The 15,434-nt window shown below is 48.0% G+C and carries 15 protein-coding genes; 8 read left to right on the forward strand and 7 right to left on the reverse strand.

What is annotated here, in order from left to right; all coding sequences use genetic code 11:
- Positions 1 to 37: 37 nt before the first annotated feature.
- The 4 genes from NC980_RS05195 to NC980_RS05210 form a co-directional block, all read right to left on the reverse strand.
- Entirely contained in the window at positions 38 to 2,047 is a 2,010-nt protein-coding gene (locus NC980_RS05195) for a nitrate ABC transporter ATP-binding protein (protein ID WP_190377720.1), read from the reverse strand.
- Between the two features lie 22 nt (positions 2,048 to 2,069).
- On the reverse strand, positions 2,070 to 2,903 hold the full coding sequence (gene ntrB, locus NC980_RS05200) for a nitrate ABC transporter permease (RefSeq protein ID WP_190377721.1): 834 nt from the start codon (positions 2,901 to 2,903) through the stop codon (positions 2,070 to 2,072).
- 86 nt (positions 2,904 to 2,989) lie between these two features.
- Positions 2,990 to 4,324: a CmpA/NrtA family ABC transporter substrate-binding protein gene (locus NC980_RS05205; protein ID WP_190377722.1), complete on the reverse strand. Its 1,335-nt coding sequence runs from the start codon at positions 4,322 to 4,324 to the stop codon at positions 2,990 to 2,992.
- Between the two features lie 76 nt (positions 4,325 to 4,400).
- Complete coding sequence (locus NC980_RS05210; protein ID WP_190377723.1) at positions 4,401 to 6,344, reverse strand: ferredoxin--nitrite reductase; 1,944 nt, start codon at positions 6,342 to 6,344, stop codon at positions 4,401 to 4,403.
- A 253-nt stretch (positions 6,345 to 6,597) separates the two neighbouring features.
- Here NC980_RS05210 and NC980_RS05215 point away from each other — a divergent pair, with 253 nt between their 5' ends.
- From NC980_RS05215 to NC980_RS05225, 3 genes are all read left to right on the forward strand, one after another.
- Positions 6,598 to 7,026, forward strand: a complete 429-nt coding sequence (locus NC980_RS05215) for a ubiquinol-cytochrome c reductase iron-sulfur subunit (protein ID WP_190377724.1) — start codon at positions 6,598 to 6,600, stop codon at positions 7,024 to 7,026.
- 77 nt (positions 7,027 to 7,103) lie between these two features.
- A complete protein-coding gene (locus NC980_RS05220; RefSeq protein WP_190377725.1) occupies positions 7,104 to 7,340 on the forward strand; it encodes a hypothetical protein in 237 nt (78 codons plus the stop codon).
- Positions 7,341 to 7,515: 175 nt separating this feature from the next.
- Positions 7,516 to 8,823: a HEAT repeat domain-containing protein gene (locus NC980_RS05225; RefSeq protein WP_190377726.1), complete on the forward strand. Its 1,308-nt coding sequence runs from the start codon at positions 7,516 to 7,518 to the stop codon at positions 8,821 to 8,823.
- Here NC980_RS05225 and NC980_RS05230 read toward each other — a convergent pair.
- On the reverse strand, positions 8,820 to 9,434 hold the full coding sequence (locus NC980_RS05230; protein WP_347272623.1) for a Uma2 family endonuclease: 615 nt from the start codon (positions 9,432 to 9,434) through the stop codon (positions 8,820 to 8,822). The two genes, NC980_RS05225 and NC980_RS05230, sit on opposite strands and share 4 nt — an antisense overlap.
- 129 nt (positions 9,435 to 9,563) lie before the next feature.
- Here NC980_RS05230 and NC980_RS05235 point away from each other — a divergent pair, with 129 nt between their 5' ends.
- From NC980_RS05235 to NC980_RS05255, 5 genes are all read left to right on the forward strand, one after another.
- Positions 9,564 to 10,385, forward strand: a complete 822-nt coding sequence (locus NC980_RS05235; RefSeq protein ID WP_190377727.1) for a YsnF/AvaK domain-containing protein — start codon at positions 9,564 to 9,566, stop codon at positions 10,383 to 10,385.
- A gap of 68 nt (positions 10,386 to 10,453) precedes the next feature.
- Positions 10,454 to 10,909, forward strand: coding sequence for a DUF2382 domain-containing protein (locus tag NC980_RS05240; protein WP_190377728.1), 456 nt, complete (start codon positions 10,454 to 10,456; stop codon positions 10,907 to 10,909).
- Positions 10,910 to 10,920: 11 nt separating this feature from the next.
- Complete coding sequence (locus NC980_RS05245; protein ID WP_190377729.1) at positions 10,921 to 11,394, forward strand: CAAD domain-containing protein; 474 nt, start codon at positions 10,921 to 10,923, stop codon at positions 11,392 to 11,394.
- Positions 11,395 to 11,456: 62 nt separating this feature from the next.
- Positions 11,457 to 11,666: an acetyltransferase gene (locus NC980_RS05250; RefSeq protein ID WP_190377730.1), complete on the forward strand. Its 210-nt coding sequence runs from the start codon at positions 11,457 to 11,459 to the stop codon at positions 11,664 to 11,666.
- Between the two features lie 106 nt (positions 11,667 to 11,772).
- Entirely contained in the window at positions 11,773 to 11,916 is a 144-nt protein-coding gene (locus NC980_RS05255; RefSeq protein WP_190377731.1) for a hypothetical protein, read from the forward strand.
- A 91-nt stretch (positions 11,917 to 12,007) separates the two neighbouring features.
- Here NC980_RS05255 and alaS read toward each other — a convergent pair whose 3' ends face one another.
- Positions 12,008 to 14,629 (reverse strand): alanine--tRNA ligase, encoded by a 2,622-nt coding sequence (alaS, locus tag NC980_RS05260; protein WP_190377732.1) that lies wholly within the window; start codon positions 14,627 to 14,629, stop codon positions 12,008 to 12,010.
- Between the two features lie 93 nt (positions 14,630 to 14,722).
- Positions 14,723 to 15,364, reverse strand: coding sequence for a Uma2 family endonuclease (locus tag NC980_RS05265; protein ID WP_190378016.1), 642 nt, complete (start codon positions 15,362 to 15,364; stop codon positions 14,723 to 14,725).
- Positions 15,365 to 15,434 lie beyond the last annotated feature (70 nt).

A 15,434-nucleotide genomic window follows, 5' to 3' on the forward strand; every position in this document is an offset into this window, starting at 1 on the left:
AAGAATAGAGGATCAGAAGGTTTCTGATCCTTGAAGTTTAGGCTGCGATCGGAGATTCGACTGCATCAAGGGTGACTTCTTCGATGCGAATCTCGTGATGAATTTCTAGGCTGTTAAGGTAGCCGATCGGATCATCAGGATTAAACACTTTGCCATCGAAAAGGGAGAAGGAACTACGATCACCTTCATTGTCCGGGAAGCCAACTTCCCGGGCAGCGCGACCATAGAGATCGACGCGACGGACGCGATCGGTGACTTCGATCCAGTTACGCGGGAAGGGAGTAATGCCCCATCTGGCAAGCTGAGTTAGAATCCAGAGTCCTTCAACGCGACCGGGACAGTTCGCATTGTCCACATGGAACTGATTAAAGCGGAGGAGATTGGCTGGAGTTTCGCCTGTGCCTTTGTCGTAAGCATCAATGAATCCAGGGCGGGCGTATTCTGCGGCTGCACCCACGTATTGAGGGCGCGCTAGCAGACTGAGAATTTCTTCGCGGTTTCTACGATCGTCACAGTATTCACACGCTTCGAGCAGAGCTTTGACTAGAGCATTGTGCGTCTCTGGGTGTTGATGTGTCCAATCTTCGCGCACGCCTAGCACTTTCTCAGGATGTCCTTGCCAGATATCTAAATCGGTTGCAATCACATAGCCTGATCCTTCTTTGACAGCACGAGAGTTCCAGGGTTCGCCTACACAGTAACCATCAATGTTGCCTGCCACTAAATTAGAAACCATTTGCGGCGGTGGAACAATGGTGATGGCTAGATCTTGATCCGGATCAATGCCCCCGGATGCTAACCAATAGCGCAGCATCAGATTGTGCATTGAAGTCGGATAAACCACACCCAAAGTATGAGCGCGCTCTTGCGTCTCTTCGAGGAAGCGTTTGAAGTCGGAGAGCGAGCGGACTCCTTGCTCCAAGAAAGATTTTTTTAGCGTAATCGAATTTCCATTGCGCGATGTCACCAGTGCAGTCACGACCGGCTGAGGGGCATGACCTCCATAGCCCAACGTCATGGCTAACGGCATCGCTGCTACCATTTGCGCTGCATCGAGTCGTCCGGTGCGAATGCCTTCCGAAATCGCTTTCCAGCTTGGTTCGCGGCTGAGTGTGACTTGTTCTAGCCCGTGCTTCTTGAAGAAGCCTTTTTCTTGTGCAACCACGAGCGGTGCACAATCTGTGAGGGGAACAAAACCGATTTCGAGATTGACCTTCTCTAAGCCATTGCGGGCGATCGACACTCGTTCTTTGACTTGGCGTTTTTTCGCCCGTTTCTGCTGATTGAGGAAGTAGATCATCTCATTGCGTAACGCGTAATAGCTGGGATGATTCACTACTTCTAAACGATTACGCGGACGGGGAATCGGCACCGATAGAATTTGTCCGATGTGAGCCTCCGGGCCGTTCGTTAACATCACGATGCGATCGGAGAGCAGCAAAGCTTCATCGACATCATGGGTCACCATAATGCAGGTGACATTGTTCTCCTGTGCGATCGACATTAACTGCTGTTGTAGATTGCCTCTCGTTAATGCGTCTAATGCTCCAAAGGGTTCATCGAGTAAGAGCAGCTTCGGACGAATTGCCAGAGCCCGAGCGATCGCAACTCTCTGTTTCATCCCTCCGGATAGTTCTTTCGGCTTTTTGTCGGCTGCATGGCGCAGTCCTACCATATTAATGTGATGTTCAACTACACTTTGCCGCTCCGATTTTGGTGCATCTTTCATCACCTTATCGACTGCTAATGCAATGTTCTCGCGGACTGTCTTCCAGGGTAAGAGCGAATAGTTCTGGAACACCATCATGCGATCGGGTCCTGGCTCTGTGACTTGCCGCCCTTCGAGAATTACACCGCCTGTGGATGCTTGATCGAGTCCCGCAATGATATTCAGCAGCGTGGACTTACCACAGCCAGAGTGTCCGATGAATGAAATGAACTCGCCTTGTTTGATCTTGAGTTCGATGTTTTTGAGCGCAATGTATTCACCACCATCCTTGAGCGGGAAAACCTTATCAACGTGGTCAACTTCTAGAAAAACAGACATATGCAGCAATGGGGTGAAGGGTTTAGTGATCCGAAGTAATGCGTGAGCCAAGCCAGCCAACCAGACGATCGAGCGCTAGCCCAACCAACCCGACTAACAACACACAGATAATGATTTGGCTCATGCTGTCTTCATTGCCTGCGTTGTAGGCATCCCAAATCTTAAAACCAATGCCGCCTTCTGCTTTGAGCATTTCCGCAGCCACGATCGCCAACCACGCTAACCCAATTCCAATTCTCAGCCCCCCGAACACATAAGGAACTGTGGACGGAACTAGAATGCTAAAGAAATACTCTTTGCCGGATAGCTTCAGAACTTTTGCAACGTTGTTGTAGTCCTGCGGGATTTGTTGCACACCAACAGCCGTGTTAATCACAATAGGCCAAATCGCAGTTACAAAGATTACGAAGATGGCAGCCGGGTTGTTGTCTTGAAAAACTCCTAATGAAATCGGCAACCATGCCAGTGGCGGAACCGTTCTGAGGACTTGAACAATCGGGTCTAAACCGTTCTGCATAAATTTACTCACACCCAGCAGAACGCCCAGCGCGATTCCGACAACAGCCGCGATCGAATACCCTATCGCCACCCGTTCCAGGCTAATCAGAATTTGCAAACCTAGCCCTTTATCTGTACCGCCATTGTCATAGAACGGGTCGAGGATCAATCTCCAGGTTTGTTCAATCACTTTAATCGGCCCAGGCATCTTCGATTCTGGACTCATACAGAGCGCTTGCCATACCATTAAGGCAATACCCACGCAGATGATAATCGGAACAATGGAGCGGCTGTATTTTTTGAACGTTCCTGAGAACTTAGACGATCGAGCGGGGCGAAGAGACGGGTTGATAGTCATGGGAAGATTTTGGTGAAGGATGAGGAATGAAAGTAGGGAGTGAGATGGTAACAAGAACTAACTTTACAATTGCACTCCCTACTGCCTTATGCTTTCTTGATTTTCAAGCTATCTAGATAAGCTTTCGGATTTGCCGGATCAAAGGCCACTTTGTCAAAGAAGGTTTCAACTCCACGAGATGCGGTATCTTTCGGAATTGCGGCTTCTTGTCCGATCGCTTTTGCCGCAGCATCCCACAAATCAGAGCGGTTCACTTTGTCAACCAATGCCTTCACATCGGTACTGCCATCCAACTTGCCCCAGCGCATATTCTCGGTGATGAACCAAGCATCATGGCTCTTGAAGGGATAAGCCGCATTTTCACGCCAGAACTTCATCAGCAAATCACTGTTTTGCAGGGTGCGACCATTGCCCATATCAAAGTTGCCTTTTGATCGATCGATAATGTCAGCAACCGGAGCCTTGACATACTTGTCTGCTGAGAGAATCTGGCACATCTCCTGTTTGTTTTCGTCTTTGTCGCACCACATTTGCGCTTCGAGGACTGCCATCATAATCGCCTTAGCTGCTTTCGGGTTCTTGTCTACCCAGTCTGCTCTCATGCTGAAAGACTTTTCAGGATGGTTTTTCCAAAGCTCACCTGTGGTGACTGCTGTGTAGCCGAGCTTCTTGGACACTAAGCGATCGTTCCACGGCTCACCCACGCAGAACGCATCCATCGTCTTGGTTTCCATGTTGGCGACCATTTGAGGGGGCGGTACAACTACGAGATCCACATCCGTATCCGGGTTAATTCCACCTGCTGCCAACCAGTACCGCATCCACAAATCGTGTGTTCCACCAGGGAAAGTGATCGCCGCTTTAAATTTCCTACCTGCTGCTGCTGCTGCTGCGATCTTGTCTTTTAACGGAGAACTATCAACCGCAAGTTTGAGATCAGCATAGTCATTCGAGACTGAAATGCCTTGACCGTCAGTGTTCAGGCGACCCAAGATGTACATGGGTACTGGGGTGTTGCCTTTCGTAATCTTTCCGGTGGACAAGAAGTACGGAATTGGAGTGAGAATGTGAGCGCCATCAATGCCACCTTTCTCAGAACCAAGCTCTAAGTTATCACGCACCACTGCCCAAGAAGTCTGCTTGCCTACAGACACATCTTTCATGCCGTACTTGGCGAAGAAGCCTTTTTCCAACGCAACAATCAAGGGAGCCGCATCGGTCAGCGCGATAAAGCCAAGTTTAGCGGTGGTCGTTTCTGGTGCATCTGCTGCACTCACGTTTACAGCAGGAGACGCATTCGTCGTAGAAGAACTGCTCGAAGCACTTTTATTCAAGCCTGTGCTGCAACCATTGATAATCAGCGTACCTGCTGCGGAAGCACTTGCGGTCAAGAGAAACTTACGTCTTGAAAGATTAGACATGGATGATGGTTAGAGAAAGTGTACTGGGAATAAAAGGGAAAGCACAGCGAGTGCTGATGTGTAGGGGCGAACAAACTTAGGCATCGAGAACGATGCGATCGACGGGACGAGCAATGCAAGTTAGGATCTTTCCGGCGGCTCGATCGCGCTCGTCTAGTGCATCCGGTTCACCGTCGTAGCTAACTTCACCTTCGAGTAGGGTGCATTTGCAGCTACCGCAGGTTCCAGAGCGGCAAGAGCTATCGATCGCAACCTCTGCCTGATCGGCAACATCAAGAATGAAGTCATTTTGAGTACAGGTTACATCTTTACCTGACCGAACGAAACTTACGGTAGCGGGTGTTACCACTGGCGTTGGCACAACCCTTGGAGAACTGAGAACATACTCAAAGTCTTCGGTTGTCGATTGACCGTTGGGCGTTTCGGTTGCGGGTCGATCGAGGGTAATCCATGCTGCTTGAGCAAGTCGGGCGGATTCGGGCAACTCTGACCAAGGACGTGCGCCGAACTGCTCAATTAAGATCTCTTGCAAAATCGGCTTAAGGTCTTCACAGGGAATGCTTTTTCTCACACAGGTTCCAAGCTCAGCGTGTTTGCCAACTTTGCCACCCATGTAGAGATCCACTCCTTCCACGGTGCGACCGTCTTTGCGAACTTTTGTACCCATCAGTCCGATGTCCGCCACCTGCGGTTGTCCACAAGAGTTCGGACAGCCTGTCCAGTGAATTCGCACCGGACGCGGACAGTGCAATTCTTGTTCGAGCTCTTGCATCAAAGCGACTGCACGATTTTTGGTTTCAATCAGGGCAAAGTTACAAAACTGTGCGCCTGTGCAAGAAACTAAAGCGCGGGAGAGATTTTGCGGCTCGATCGAAAACCGTTTGACGATCGGCTCTCTCAGCAATGCTGAAACGCGAGAGTCTGGAACATTGGGAATGATTACATTCTGTTCCACGGTAAAGCGAACTTCGCCACTGCCGTAAACCTCTGCAATTCGAGCCAGATCAAACAAGTCTTGAGCGAATAACCGTCCCACGGGAACGTGCAATCCGACATAGTTAAGTCCCGGCTGTTTTTGAGCATGAATGCCGATGTGATCGCGTTTGTTCCAAAGAATCTCATCTTTCAGAGCAGCAGGCGTGAATTTGTAGCCTAAGCGGTTTTCCACGGCTTCGCGAAAGGCATCGAGACCCAAATCATCAATCAGCCACATTAAGCGGGCTTTCTGGCGATTTGATCGCAAGCCCAAATCGCGATACACGGTCAAAATCGCTTCACAAACGGCGACGACATCACGCGGATCAACCCAGGCATTTAAGGGAATCGCTGCATCGCAGCGCTTTGCTGAGAAGAATCCACCGACTAAGACATTAAAGCCGAGCGTCCCCTCTTTGTAAGCAGGCACAAACGCGATGTCATTGATTTCTGCATGAACCGAATTATCGCGACAGCCTGCGATCGCAATGTTGAACTTACGCGGCAGATTGCTAAAGCTCGGATTGCCACGACCATTGTTCGTGATCATATCCTGCACTTTCCGCACCAGTCCGCGGGTGTCGATCAACTCATCCGCATCAATCCCAGCGACGGGCGATCCGGTGATGTTGCGAACGTTATCCATCCCGGACTGAACGCTCGTTAATCCAGCCTGATCGAACTTGCGGAAGATTTCCGGTAAATCTTCGATCCGAATGCCGCGCAGTTGAATATTCTGGCGCGTGGTGATGTCCGCATTGCCGTCATCGCCATAACGCTGTAGGATTTCTCCTAACACTCGCGTTTGCCCACTGGTCAAAATTCCATTCGGAATTCGCATCCGTAACATGAATTTGCCAGGGGTAACGGGGCGGAAAAATACGCCCAGCCATTTCAAGCGATAATCGCGATCGGTTTCATCCATTGCTTCCCAGCCGAGATGAGCGAACTGCTCTAGCTCTGCTTTCACCGCAAGACCGTCTTTCTCTGCTTTGAGTTTTTCAAACTTATTCTGAGTGGGCGCAGATGCAAGGGTGTCTGTCATGGATTGAGCCTATAGATAAAGGTGTTCCAGAGCGAACACAAGTCTGATCGTTTCGTCTCCCCAATTCGATGTCTTTGGATGCGACGTTGACCATGCAGTAAAGGTAAGCGGGATAAGAGAGAAAATTCGTAGCTGTTGTTACAAAGTATGTCGTAATATGACGTTTTTGCATAATGGCTATTCGTTTTCGTCATCTGCCCCTAGAAAGAGGTTCGCCACCGTACCTTAGAACAAAGAGGAAAAGGAGAACGCGATGCGTCGTCGAACATTTTTATCGTGGGCTGGAGTGGGTTGGCTGATGAGTCGAGTTCCAGCCGGATTGACTGCATTTCTTGCGGCTTGCACGGGGCGCGGCAATGAGCAAGCAAACGCTAAGAGACTTGAGACGGTGGGAACGATCGCAGAACTCGATGCCAAAGGTTTCCTACAAACCGAGTCCCCGGCTCCGATCGTGGTGATTCGCAGTCCATCTGATCCAAAAACGCTGATTGCAGTCAATTCGACTTGCACCCATCAGGGCTGCTTGGTCGGTTGGAGTAAAGAGCGTAAATCGTTCGTCTGTCCCTGTCATGGCGCGGCATTTGCTGCGGACGGTACAGTGCAAAAAGAACCAGCCGCGAAACCGTTAGAGACTTATCCGGTTCAGATAGATGGACAGAATGTTCAAGTGAAATTAGGTTAATGCGCTTTTGGATAGAGGAAGGTCGATCGGCATTGATCCATCGTTAAATCAGACCTAAATCATTGGAGGTTTGGCTTATGACTCAGGCTGCAATTCGGAATGAAGCCATTAGTAACCTTGAGTATGACTTGCTCACAGCGTTGCAAAATAAGGCAGAAGCGGTAAAAGCATACGAAACGTACATCAAAGACGCAGAACAAATGCAGTCTCAGCCCTGTGCTGAACTATTCCGCAAGCTGAGAGATGCAGACATGCAAACGGCTCAAGAAATCCGTCATCATCTTCAACAAGTGATGCAAAACGGTAAAATGTAAAACAGAATCTAAAACAATGAGTGCGGTGGGGATTGATGCTCTGCCGCACTTATGCAAACATTGCAATCAATTGATGCGTTTTTGTCAATGACTGCCAAGACGATCGCCGACTTCTGTGGCACAGTAACATCAGACGATGAATGCTGATGTGTGATCAGAATGGCAGGCAAAAATTGTGCAGAACTTAAGATATTCCGAGATTTTAGAGCAGGCTCAGTCCGCAGCAAATCAGCAGGACTGGGGACAGTTGAGCTACAGATTGCAGCAGATTCTCTTAAACGATGAACTGGGTGAGACTGAACGATCGTTGTTCTGCAATCCAAACACTACGACTGTGCTGCTCGACTTAGCAATGCAGGTGCTAGAAGGCGGCAGTTTTCAGGAGCGCTGGGAGATGGGTAAGCTCTTTCCAAGCTTTGGGACGGATGCGATCGCACCCTTAATTGAACTGTTAAACGATGAAGAAGCGGAGTTAGAAGCACAATGGTTTGCGGTTCGTATTTTAGGCAGCTTTAAACATCCACAAGTGCTTGAGGCTTTGATTGAACTGCTAAAAAATTCCCAGAGTCAGGAATTAAATTCGATGGCAGTTTCAGTGTTAGCCAGCATGGGAAAATCTGCTGTTCCAATGTTAGAGCCATTGCTGGTAGAAGTTTCTACGCGACTGTTTGCCGTTCAAGCGTTGGGACAGATTCGGCGATCGGAAACGGTTCCATTGTTGATGCAGGTGGTTCATGATTCAAACGCTCAGGTTCGCGCCATTGCGATCGAAGCACTCAGTAGTTTTCATGCACCTGAGGTTGTGACTGTTCTCATTGATGCACTGCAAGATCCAGTCGCACAGGTTAGATTAGCTGCGGTCGCTGGATTAGGGTTTTGTCAAGATTACCCAAATTTAGTGACCTATCTTCGTCCGATGCTGCTGGACTTGAATCTTGAGGTGTGTCGGCAAGCTGCGATCTCGCTTGGCAGACGGGGAACTTCTGAAGCAGCAAGGGCACTGTACGAGACTTTGAGATCGCCGCATACTCCAAAAAATTTAGCGATCGAGCTAGTGCGTGCATTAAGCTGGATGAAACTGCCTGAATCTTTGAATTACTTAGAAGATGCGTTGTTACAGTTGGCGCTGCCGGAGGCGATTCAACTCGAAATTATTCAATCGATGGGGCGGATTGACTCAGACACCCTAAAGTTTCAAGCAACCGGAATTCTGTTAAATGTTTTGCCGCTTTTGCGTTCCGCTGTGACTCGACAAGCGATCGCGCTTTCTTTAGGACAGTTAGGCAATGTGGAAGCTTTAAGTCCTCTGATAGCACTCTTAGCAGATGCAGAGGATAGTGTACGGTTTCATGCAATTTCGGCATTGAAAACACTGAACGCAGAGTTAGCTCATCAACAATTGAAGCGACTTGCCAAAGTTGAGCCAGAAGAGTCCAGGCTAGGACAAGGAATTGCGATCGCACTTCGAGAATGGAACTTTTAGATCGATTGTTGAAAGGTTTGTACTGCTTCTGCAAAGTCGGTTTCAGCGATTAAAATACAGCGCTGCAATAGATTGATATCCAAGCGATCGAGTCTTGGTAGTTCGCTACGATCGATTTGCTGATAGCCTTCTTCGCGCAGGTGATAAAGCTTTAGAACGCCATCCTCGCAGAACCACACTTCAGGCACACCCAACGCCCGATACTTCGCCAATTTATTCACGCCGCCACTGGTGAAGACAACTGCAATAGATAAGTCAGGAATCGGCTTCAATCTGCCCAGACAAAAAAATTCGTCTGCTTGAGCAGAAACTTCTCGTTTCCGCTCTTGTGTCACTGAGCCAGTCATCTGAAACCAAACTCCTTGCTTCAGCAGGAATGTTGAGACTAGGTAATTGATAATGCGGGAAAAACGTTCGTGGTCTAGTCTGGGCATAAGGATCTCGATCGTTCCCTTGTAATAAGACAGCTTTACTCCTGGCGTTTCTGCAAATCCTTTTTGGATGTGCTTGAAATGCTCCCAGGTTCCCTGAATCACCAATTGTTGATCAAGGTCTTTTGATAAAACTTGAGCCATAAAATAAACGGTTGCGATCGTTTTCTTGATTCTCACACAGATTTCTGTCGAAGCCGTTCAAAAACTACTGCTTTTGGCTTGATTTGACGCTCCAAAAGAATGATGTCGCCAATCGCTTTGGTTTCTATTGTAGAAATAATTCACAATTAACCATGAAATACTGCTATGGCTCTTCATAAGATTAAAGATTTTGATCCTGACTACCGCACACACTTCGATAACAATGATGTCATTGGATTTGATGTGTATTCTGGTAACGAAAAGGTCGGGTCAGTCGATGATGTTCTAGTTGATGATGATGGATCGTTTCGCTATCTCGTGATCAACACGGGATTGTGGATCTTGGGCAAAAAAGTCTTGATGCCGATCGCGCAAGGGCGCATTGCATATCCCGATCATCGGGTTTATGCAAACAATTTGACCAAGGCTCAAGTGGAAAGTTTACCGACCTACGATCCAGAGCGATTGATTGATTATGACCATGAAGAACAAGTTCGGGGAGTGTATCGCCCGACAACCGCTGCAATGAGTGCAGACATGACCTACGATCGCTCAAGCTATGGATACGATCGCGATCCGGATCTCTATGGATTGGACAATGATCAAACCTTACGTCTCTACCAAGAGCGCTTGATCGCCAGCAAGACTCGCCAAAAAACGGGTGAAGTGACCGTCGGTAAACATATCGAGACTGAAACCGCTCGTGTTTCTGTGCCAATCGAGAAAGAGCGCGTCGTCATTGAACGGACTCCGGTGACGGGAGGAATGCCTGTGACTGTGGGTGAAGCTGATTTTCATGAAGGTGAAGTGGCACGAGTCGAAGTTTATGAAGAAGTAGCCGACATCCAGAAAGAAGCCTTTGTACGTGAAGAAGTGCGCGTGAAGAAGGTTGTCGATCACGATGTTGTCACCGCAGAAGATCAAATCCGCCGCGAAGAGGTTGATCTCAATGTCGATGGTGCTCCGATCGTCGAGAAGAAACTCTAATCTCAACGACTGCTGAAGGATGAAAGTTACCTTTCATCCTTCGATCCTTTATTCTTCATCCTGCCGCTATGATCCCCCAAGCTGATGAATCCCTGACTTCTGAGGTTCTTACCCCTGAAGAAGTCATTCAACTGTTAGAAGAACGGTTAGTTGTTCGTTCTGATAAGCGTAAAGTTGGCGAAATTGTTGTCCGCAAAGAGATCGAGACTCGAATTGTTGAGGTTCCTGTTCGACGAGAAAAATTGATTGTTGAGCGGGTTGACCCGACTTACGAGCGGATTGCAGAAATCGATCTGGGTCAGAGCCAAATTAATGGCAAAGAGCACACGAACGGAACCGCGATCGCGAACGGTAACACGATTCAGGGTGAGTTCGATTCACCTAAAACAGTGAGTGATCTGCTCGACGCGATCGCCCGGACTCCCGATCATAACTGTGCCGAAATTCGGATCGAAATCACGCTCAAAGACTCGAAACACAAAGAAACCTATCAAGCCTGGTTCGATCGCTGTCGTAAATCCTAGAGGAAACTAACATGACTACTCAAATTGAAATGCCATCTAGCTCTGCTATTGAGCCCACGCCTACAACGGCTGAGCAAATGACTGAGCAAGAGATGATCGAAGCGCGTCGGCTTGCTGCATGGGAGCGCGATCGCGCTCAGATTGAAGACTTTTTCAGTGATCCAATGAAGTACATTTCGGCGTTCTGGCAAGAGTATAAGCCGATCGTCTATGTGCTTGGTGCAATTCTAGTCTCCTTGTTTGCGCTGAATCTTATCTTCGGGGTCATTGGCTTTGTGACGAGCCTTCCAATCATTAGCGGGTTGTTAGAACTGGTTGGAATCGGTTACACGGTTTGGTTTGTGAACCGCTACCTGTTGAAAGTTGAAACTCGCGAAGAGCTTTCGCAGATGATGGATGGCATGAAGCAAGATGTAATTGGAGCAGCACAGCCGATCGCCGATGACTTCAAGAATGCGATTAATCCTGACGAAACTCTGTCTTAGGAGGAATTTCGATTCGTTGATTGTTCTTTATCCTAATCACAGTGTCGCAAGGAAGGCTTTGTATGTTGCTGCAAGAAAAAGAAACGGGTAACTTACTCGAAGTTCTGGATGTGAAGCTTTTGATTGATCCAAACGAAGAGATGGTTCCTGCCCGCGATCAAGCAGGGCAAGAAGAGCAAGACCCAGAAAAGTATACCAAAACTGCTTTAGTGTTTCCTTCTGGTGAGGCATTGCCCCGCTGCTGGCTGGATGCGAACTATCGCAATAATTAGGTACGGTTAAAGATCTCTAACATTCTTAAGCTGTTGGAGATCTATTTTTTGTTGTTTACACCTTTAACAAGAGATGTTTCGCGACTGTTTTTTACTATTCAAAGAAATGCGTCAACCGCAACCACGATCGCTGCAACACTGCATCGAAATGTGTAATCGCGAGGGTGATTCAAGCTTAGATGCTGAATCCTGTACAGATTTAGAAGCCTGTTTAGCTCGATATCGTCGTAACCAACGCACAAAGCAGTAAAGTATCAATACTTGAGCTATCAATACCCTCGTAAAGACGCGCTATAGCGCGTCTTTACCCAGATCTGTAGCGAGTATTTAGAGATTCAGTATTAGACCAGTCCAGCTTGTAACTGCTGTTTTGCCTCTGCTAAAGCTTCCGGTAGTTTGCTGGTATCTCGCCCGCCTGCTTGTGCCAAGTTCGGACGACCCCCGCCGCCACCGCCGCAGATTTTTGCGATCGCACCGACAACTTTCCCCGCTTGCAGTCCTTTCTTTACGACTGCTGGACTAAACGCCGCCACAAAGCTCACCTTACCCGCTTCGGGAATTGAACCCAGGACGATCGCGCCTTCACCCAACTTTTGCAGCAGTTGTTCTGCGGCTTTCTGAAGCGCGGCCGGATCAACGCCTTCGAGTTGAGCCACCAGAATTTTGAAGTCTCCAACGGTTTCAGCTTCAGCTAACAGTTGATCGGCTTTGGCGATCGCTAGATGTCCTTTCGCCGCTTCCAATTGCTTCTGAGTGTTCTTCAGCTCAGTTTGGAGTGAAGTAATTCGATCAGAAATCTCTTCAGGTTTGACTTTGAAGCGATCGCTTAACTCTTTAACAACAGCCTCACGAACATTGAGATATTCCAGCACCGATGCTCCGGAGATTGCTTCAATCCGTCGAACTCCCGCCGCGACTCCGATCTCAGAAACAATCTTGAACAATCCGATTTCTGCGGTGTTACTCACATGAGTTCCGCCGCATAGCTCCATCGAAACTCCAGGGAAATCAATCACGCGAACTTCATCCCCATACTTTTCACCAAACATTGCGACTGCACCTTTTGCTTTCGCATCTGCGATCGGCATAATGGCAATTTCTGCTTGATGTCCTTCTGCAATCCAGGTGTTAATTTGTTCTTCAACTTGTTGCAGTTGTTCCAGTGTTAAGGGCTTGGAATAGTTGAAGTCAAACCGTAAGCGATCGAAGTCAACTAATGATCCCGCTTGCGAAATGCTTTCATCGACAATCTTACGCAGTGCTGCTTGTAGCAAGTGTGTGGCAGAGTGATTGGCTTGGGCGCGACGACGACAGGACAGATCAATCTGAGCGGTGACACGATCGCTCACTCGCATCGTTCCGCGCTCGACTCGTCCAAAGTGAACAAAGAACGCTGACTCTTTCTTCACATCCTCGATCCGAATCACCGAATCTTCACCAGACAGATAACCTCGATCGCCAATCTGACCCCCAGATTCTGCATAAAACGGCGTTTGGTTCAGAACGATTTGCACTTCGGTTCCAGATTCGACTTGCTCAACCGTTTCGCCATCTACTAACAACAGTTGAATTTCCGCTAGGCTAGAAGGTTGTTTGTAGCCTAAGAATTCTGTTTCCTGGATTGTTTCTGCCAGCGTATCTAATGTTCCTTGAACAGTTAAATCGATCGTTTTATGAGCATCGCGTCCCCGTTGGCGTTGAGCTTCCATTTCAGCTTCAAAGCCCGACATATCAACAGTTAAACCTTTTTCAGCCGCAATTTCTTCGGTAAGTTCAACCGGGAAGCCATAGGTGTCGTATAGCTCAAACGCATCTTTTCCAGAGATCTGCTTTTGTTCTTGGTTCAAGATGTCTTCTAATAGCTTTTCGCCACGATCGAGCGTCTTGCGGAACCGTTCTTCTTCAATCTTCAGTTCCGACTTGATCACGGTTTCTTTCATTCGCACATTCGGGTAAGCCGATTCAGCCAGTGCGATCGCAGTTTCTGCAACATCAGGCGTGAAATCTTGATTGATTCCGATTAAACGTCCATGACGCACTACCCGGCGAATTAATCGCCGCAGCACATAGCCCCGTCCTTCATTCGAGGCAATGATGCCATCTGCAATCATGTGAACAACAGCGCGAACATGATCGCCAATCACTTTCAGCGATACTTTGGTCGATTCATCTGAGATCGCGTAATCGATTCCAGCAATCTTTGCAGCGGTTTGAACGATCGGAAAAATTAAATCCGTTTCATAGTTGTTCGGCACTTGCTGGAGAATCTGTGCCATCCGCTCCAGACCCATTCCCGTATCAATGTTCTTGTTCTGAAGCGGCGTTAAATTGCCATCAATGTCCTGGTTGTATTGCATAAACACCAGGTTGTAATACTCAATGAAGCGTGTATCATCTTCGAGATCAATGTGGTCATCACCCAGTTCTGGATGAAAGTCGTAATACAGCTCCGAGCAAGGGCCGCAGGGGCCAGTCGGGCCTGAATTCCAGAAGTTATCCTTTGCCCCCATACGCTGAATTCGATGAGCAGGAATACCAATCTCATCACGCCAGATCGCGAACGCTTCGTCATCTTCCTCGAACACACTGACGATGATGCGCTCTGGAGGCAAGCCATACGTTTTGGTTGAAAGCTCCCAAGCCCAAACGATCGCTTGCGACTTAAAATAATCACCAAAACTGAAATTTCCCAACATCTCAAAAAACGTATGGTGGCGAGCCGTGCGTCCCACATTCTCAATATCGTTCGTGCGGATACATTTTTGCGAAGTCGTCGCGCGGGGAAATTCAGGCTGTCGCTGACCGAGAAAAATCGGCTTAAATGGCAGCATTCCGGCGATCGTCAATAACACCGTTGGATCTTCAGGCACCAGCGACGCACTGGGTAGCGGTTGATGTCCGCGCTGTGCAAAGAAATCAAGAAACGTCTGCCGAATTTGAGCGCCGCTAAGAGAAGTAGCCATTGAAGTCCCGGAAATTTCAACAAGTGCGTTATTTATCTTATCTTGCCGCAGGTTGACGAATTTGGCTGGCAAAACTTCTATCGAGCACCCGAATCAACCAATCTGTTGCCTGATCCACTGTCGAAATGCTTTCAAAGTTGCATTCCTGCCGATCATGTCGCTTTGCTCTCGGTAGTGTGGAATCACTTGTGCGATCGGTAAATTGGCAAAAATATCTCCTCGCTCTGAGACTTCATATTGACCGTTTCGCAACACATTAATCTGCAGGTTTCCTTTCTCAAACCGCCATAGCTCCGGGACTCCTAATGCTTGGTAAATACTGGGATGTGTCCGAGAAGTCAAATCAATTTCAAGCGCAAGATCAGGCGGTGGATCAACACTCAAATCTAATCGCTTCTTGCCCCGAATTTTGGACTCGTTTTGAATATAGAAGCACTGATCGGGTTCAATGCCTTTAAGCATCTCCTGATTCTTAAACGTTGTTGAACCCAGTGTCAAAAATTCAATCTCCAGTTCTTCTAACAACGCTTTGATTAAATCCCCAATTACTTCTTTATTTGCTTCATGTTCAGGCAGTGGGGTCATGATCTCTACAGTTCCATTGTCATAGGCGATTCGGGCAGAACGTCGATCGCTCAATTCTTCTAAAATCCACTCGAATTCTTCCCAGGAAACTTCCTGTAACAAGACTCGCTGCCCTGGTGGAACCTCAATTCGCTTTAGTCCTAAAAGCATAAAATTTGCATTCTTGATTTTTACTTCAATCATACAGAGAACAGCTACTTTCCCTAATTCTGCAAATAAA

This window comes from Leptolyngbya sp. AS-A5 (genome assembly GCF_039962495.1).
Taxonomy (GTDB): domain Bacteria; phylum Cyanobacteriota; class Cyanobacteriia; order Leptolyngbyales; family Leptolyngbyaceae; genus Leptolyngbya.

Excerpts from the sequence above, each read along its gene's own strand:
- NC980_RS05265 (WP_190378016.1), bottom strand. The coding sequence starts at position 15,364 with ATGCTTTTAGGACTAAAGCGAATTGAGGTTCCACCAGGGCAGCGAGTC.
- NC980_RS05240 (WP_190377728.1), top strand. The coding sequence starts at position 10,454 with ATGATCCCCCAAGCTGATGAATCCCTGACTTCTGAGGTTCTTACCCCT.
- alaS (WP_190377732.1), bottom strand. The coding sequence starts at position 14,629 with ATGGCTACTTCTCTTAGCGGCGCTCAAATTCGGCAGACGTTTCTTGAT.
- NC980_RS05235 (WP_190377727.1), top strand. The coding sequence starts at position 9,564 with ATGGCTCTTCATAAGATTAAAGATTTTGATCCTGACTACCGCACACAC.
- NC980_RS05220 (WP_190377725.1), top strand. The coding sequence starts at position 7,104 with ATGACTCAGGCTGCAATTCGGAATGAAGCCATTAGTAACCTTGAGTAT.
- ntrB (WP_190377721.1), bottom strand. The coding sequence starts at position 2,903 with ATGACTATCAACCCGTCTCTTCGCCCCGCTCGATCGTCTAAGTTCTCA.
- NC980_RS05255 (WP_190377731.1), top strand. The coding sequence starts at position 11,773 with ATGCGTCAACCGCAACCACGATCGCTGCAACACTGCATCGAAATGTGT.
- NC980_RS05210 (WP_190377723.1), bottom strand. The coding sequence starts at position 6,344 with ATGACAGACACCCTTGCATCTGCGCCCACTCAGAATAAGTTTGAAAAA.
- NC980_RS05250 (WP_190377730.1), top strand. The coding sequence starts at position 11,457 with ATGTTGCTGCAAGAAAAAGAAACGGGTAACTTACTCGAAGTTCTGGAT.
- NC980_RS05195 (WP_190377720.1), bottom strand. The coding sequence starts at position 2,047 with ATGTCTGTTTTTCTAGAAGTTGACCACGTTGATAAGGTTTTCCCGCTC.
- NC980_RS05215 (WP_190377724.1), top strand. The coding sequence starts at position 6,598 with ATGCGTCGTCGAACATTTTTATCGTGGGCTGGAGTGGGTTGGCTGATG.
- NC980_RS05205 (WP_190377722.1), bottom strand. The coding sequence starts at position 4,324 with ATGTCTAATCTTTCAAGACGTAAGTTTCTCTTGACCGCAAGTGCTTCC.
- NC980_RS05245 (WP_190377729.1), top strand. The coding sequence starts at position 10,921 with ATGACTACTCAAATTGAAATGCCATCTAGCTCTGCTATTGAGCCCACG.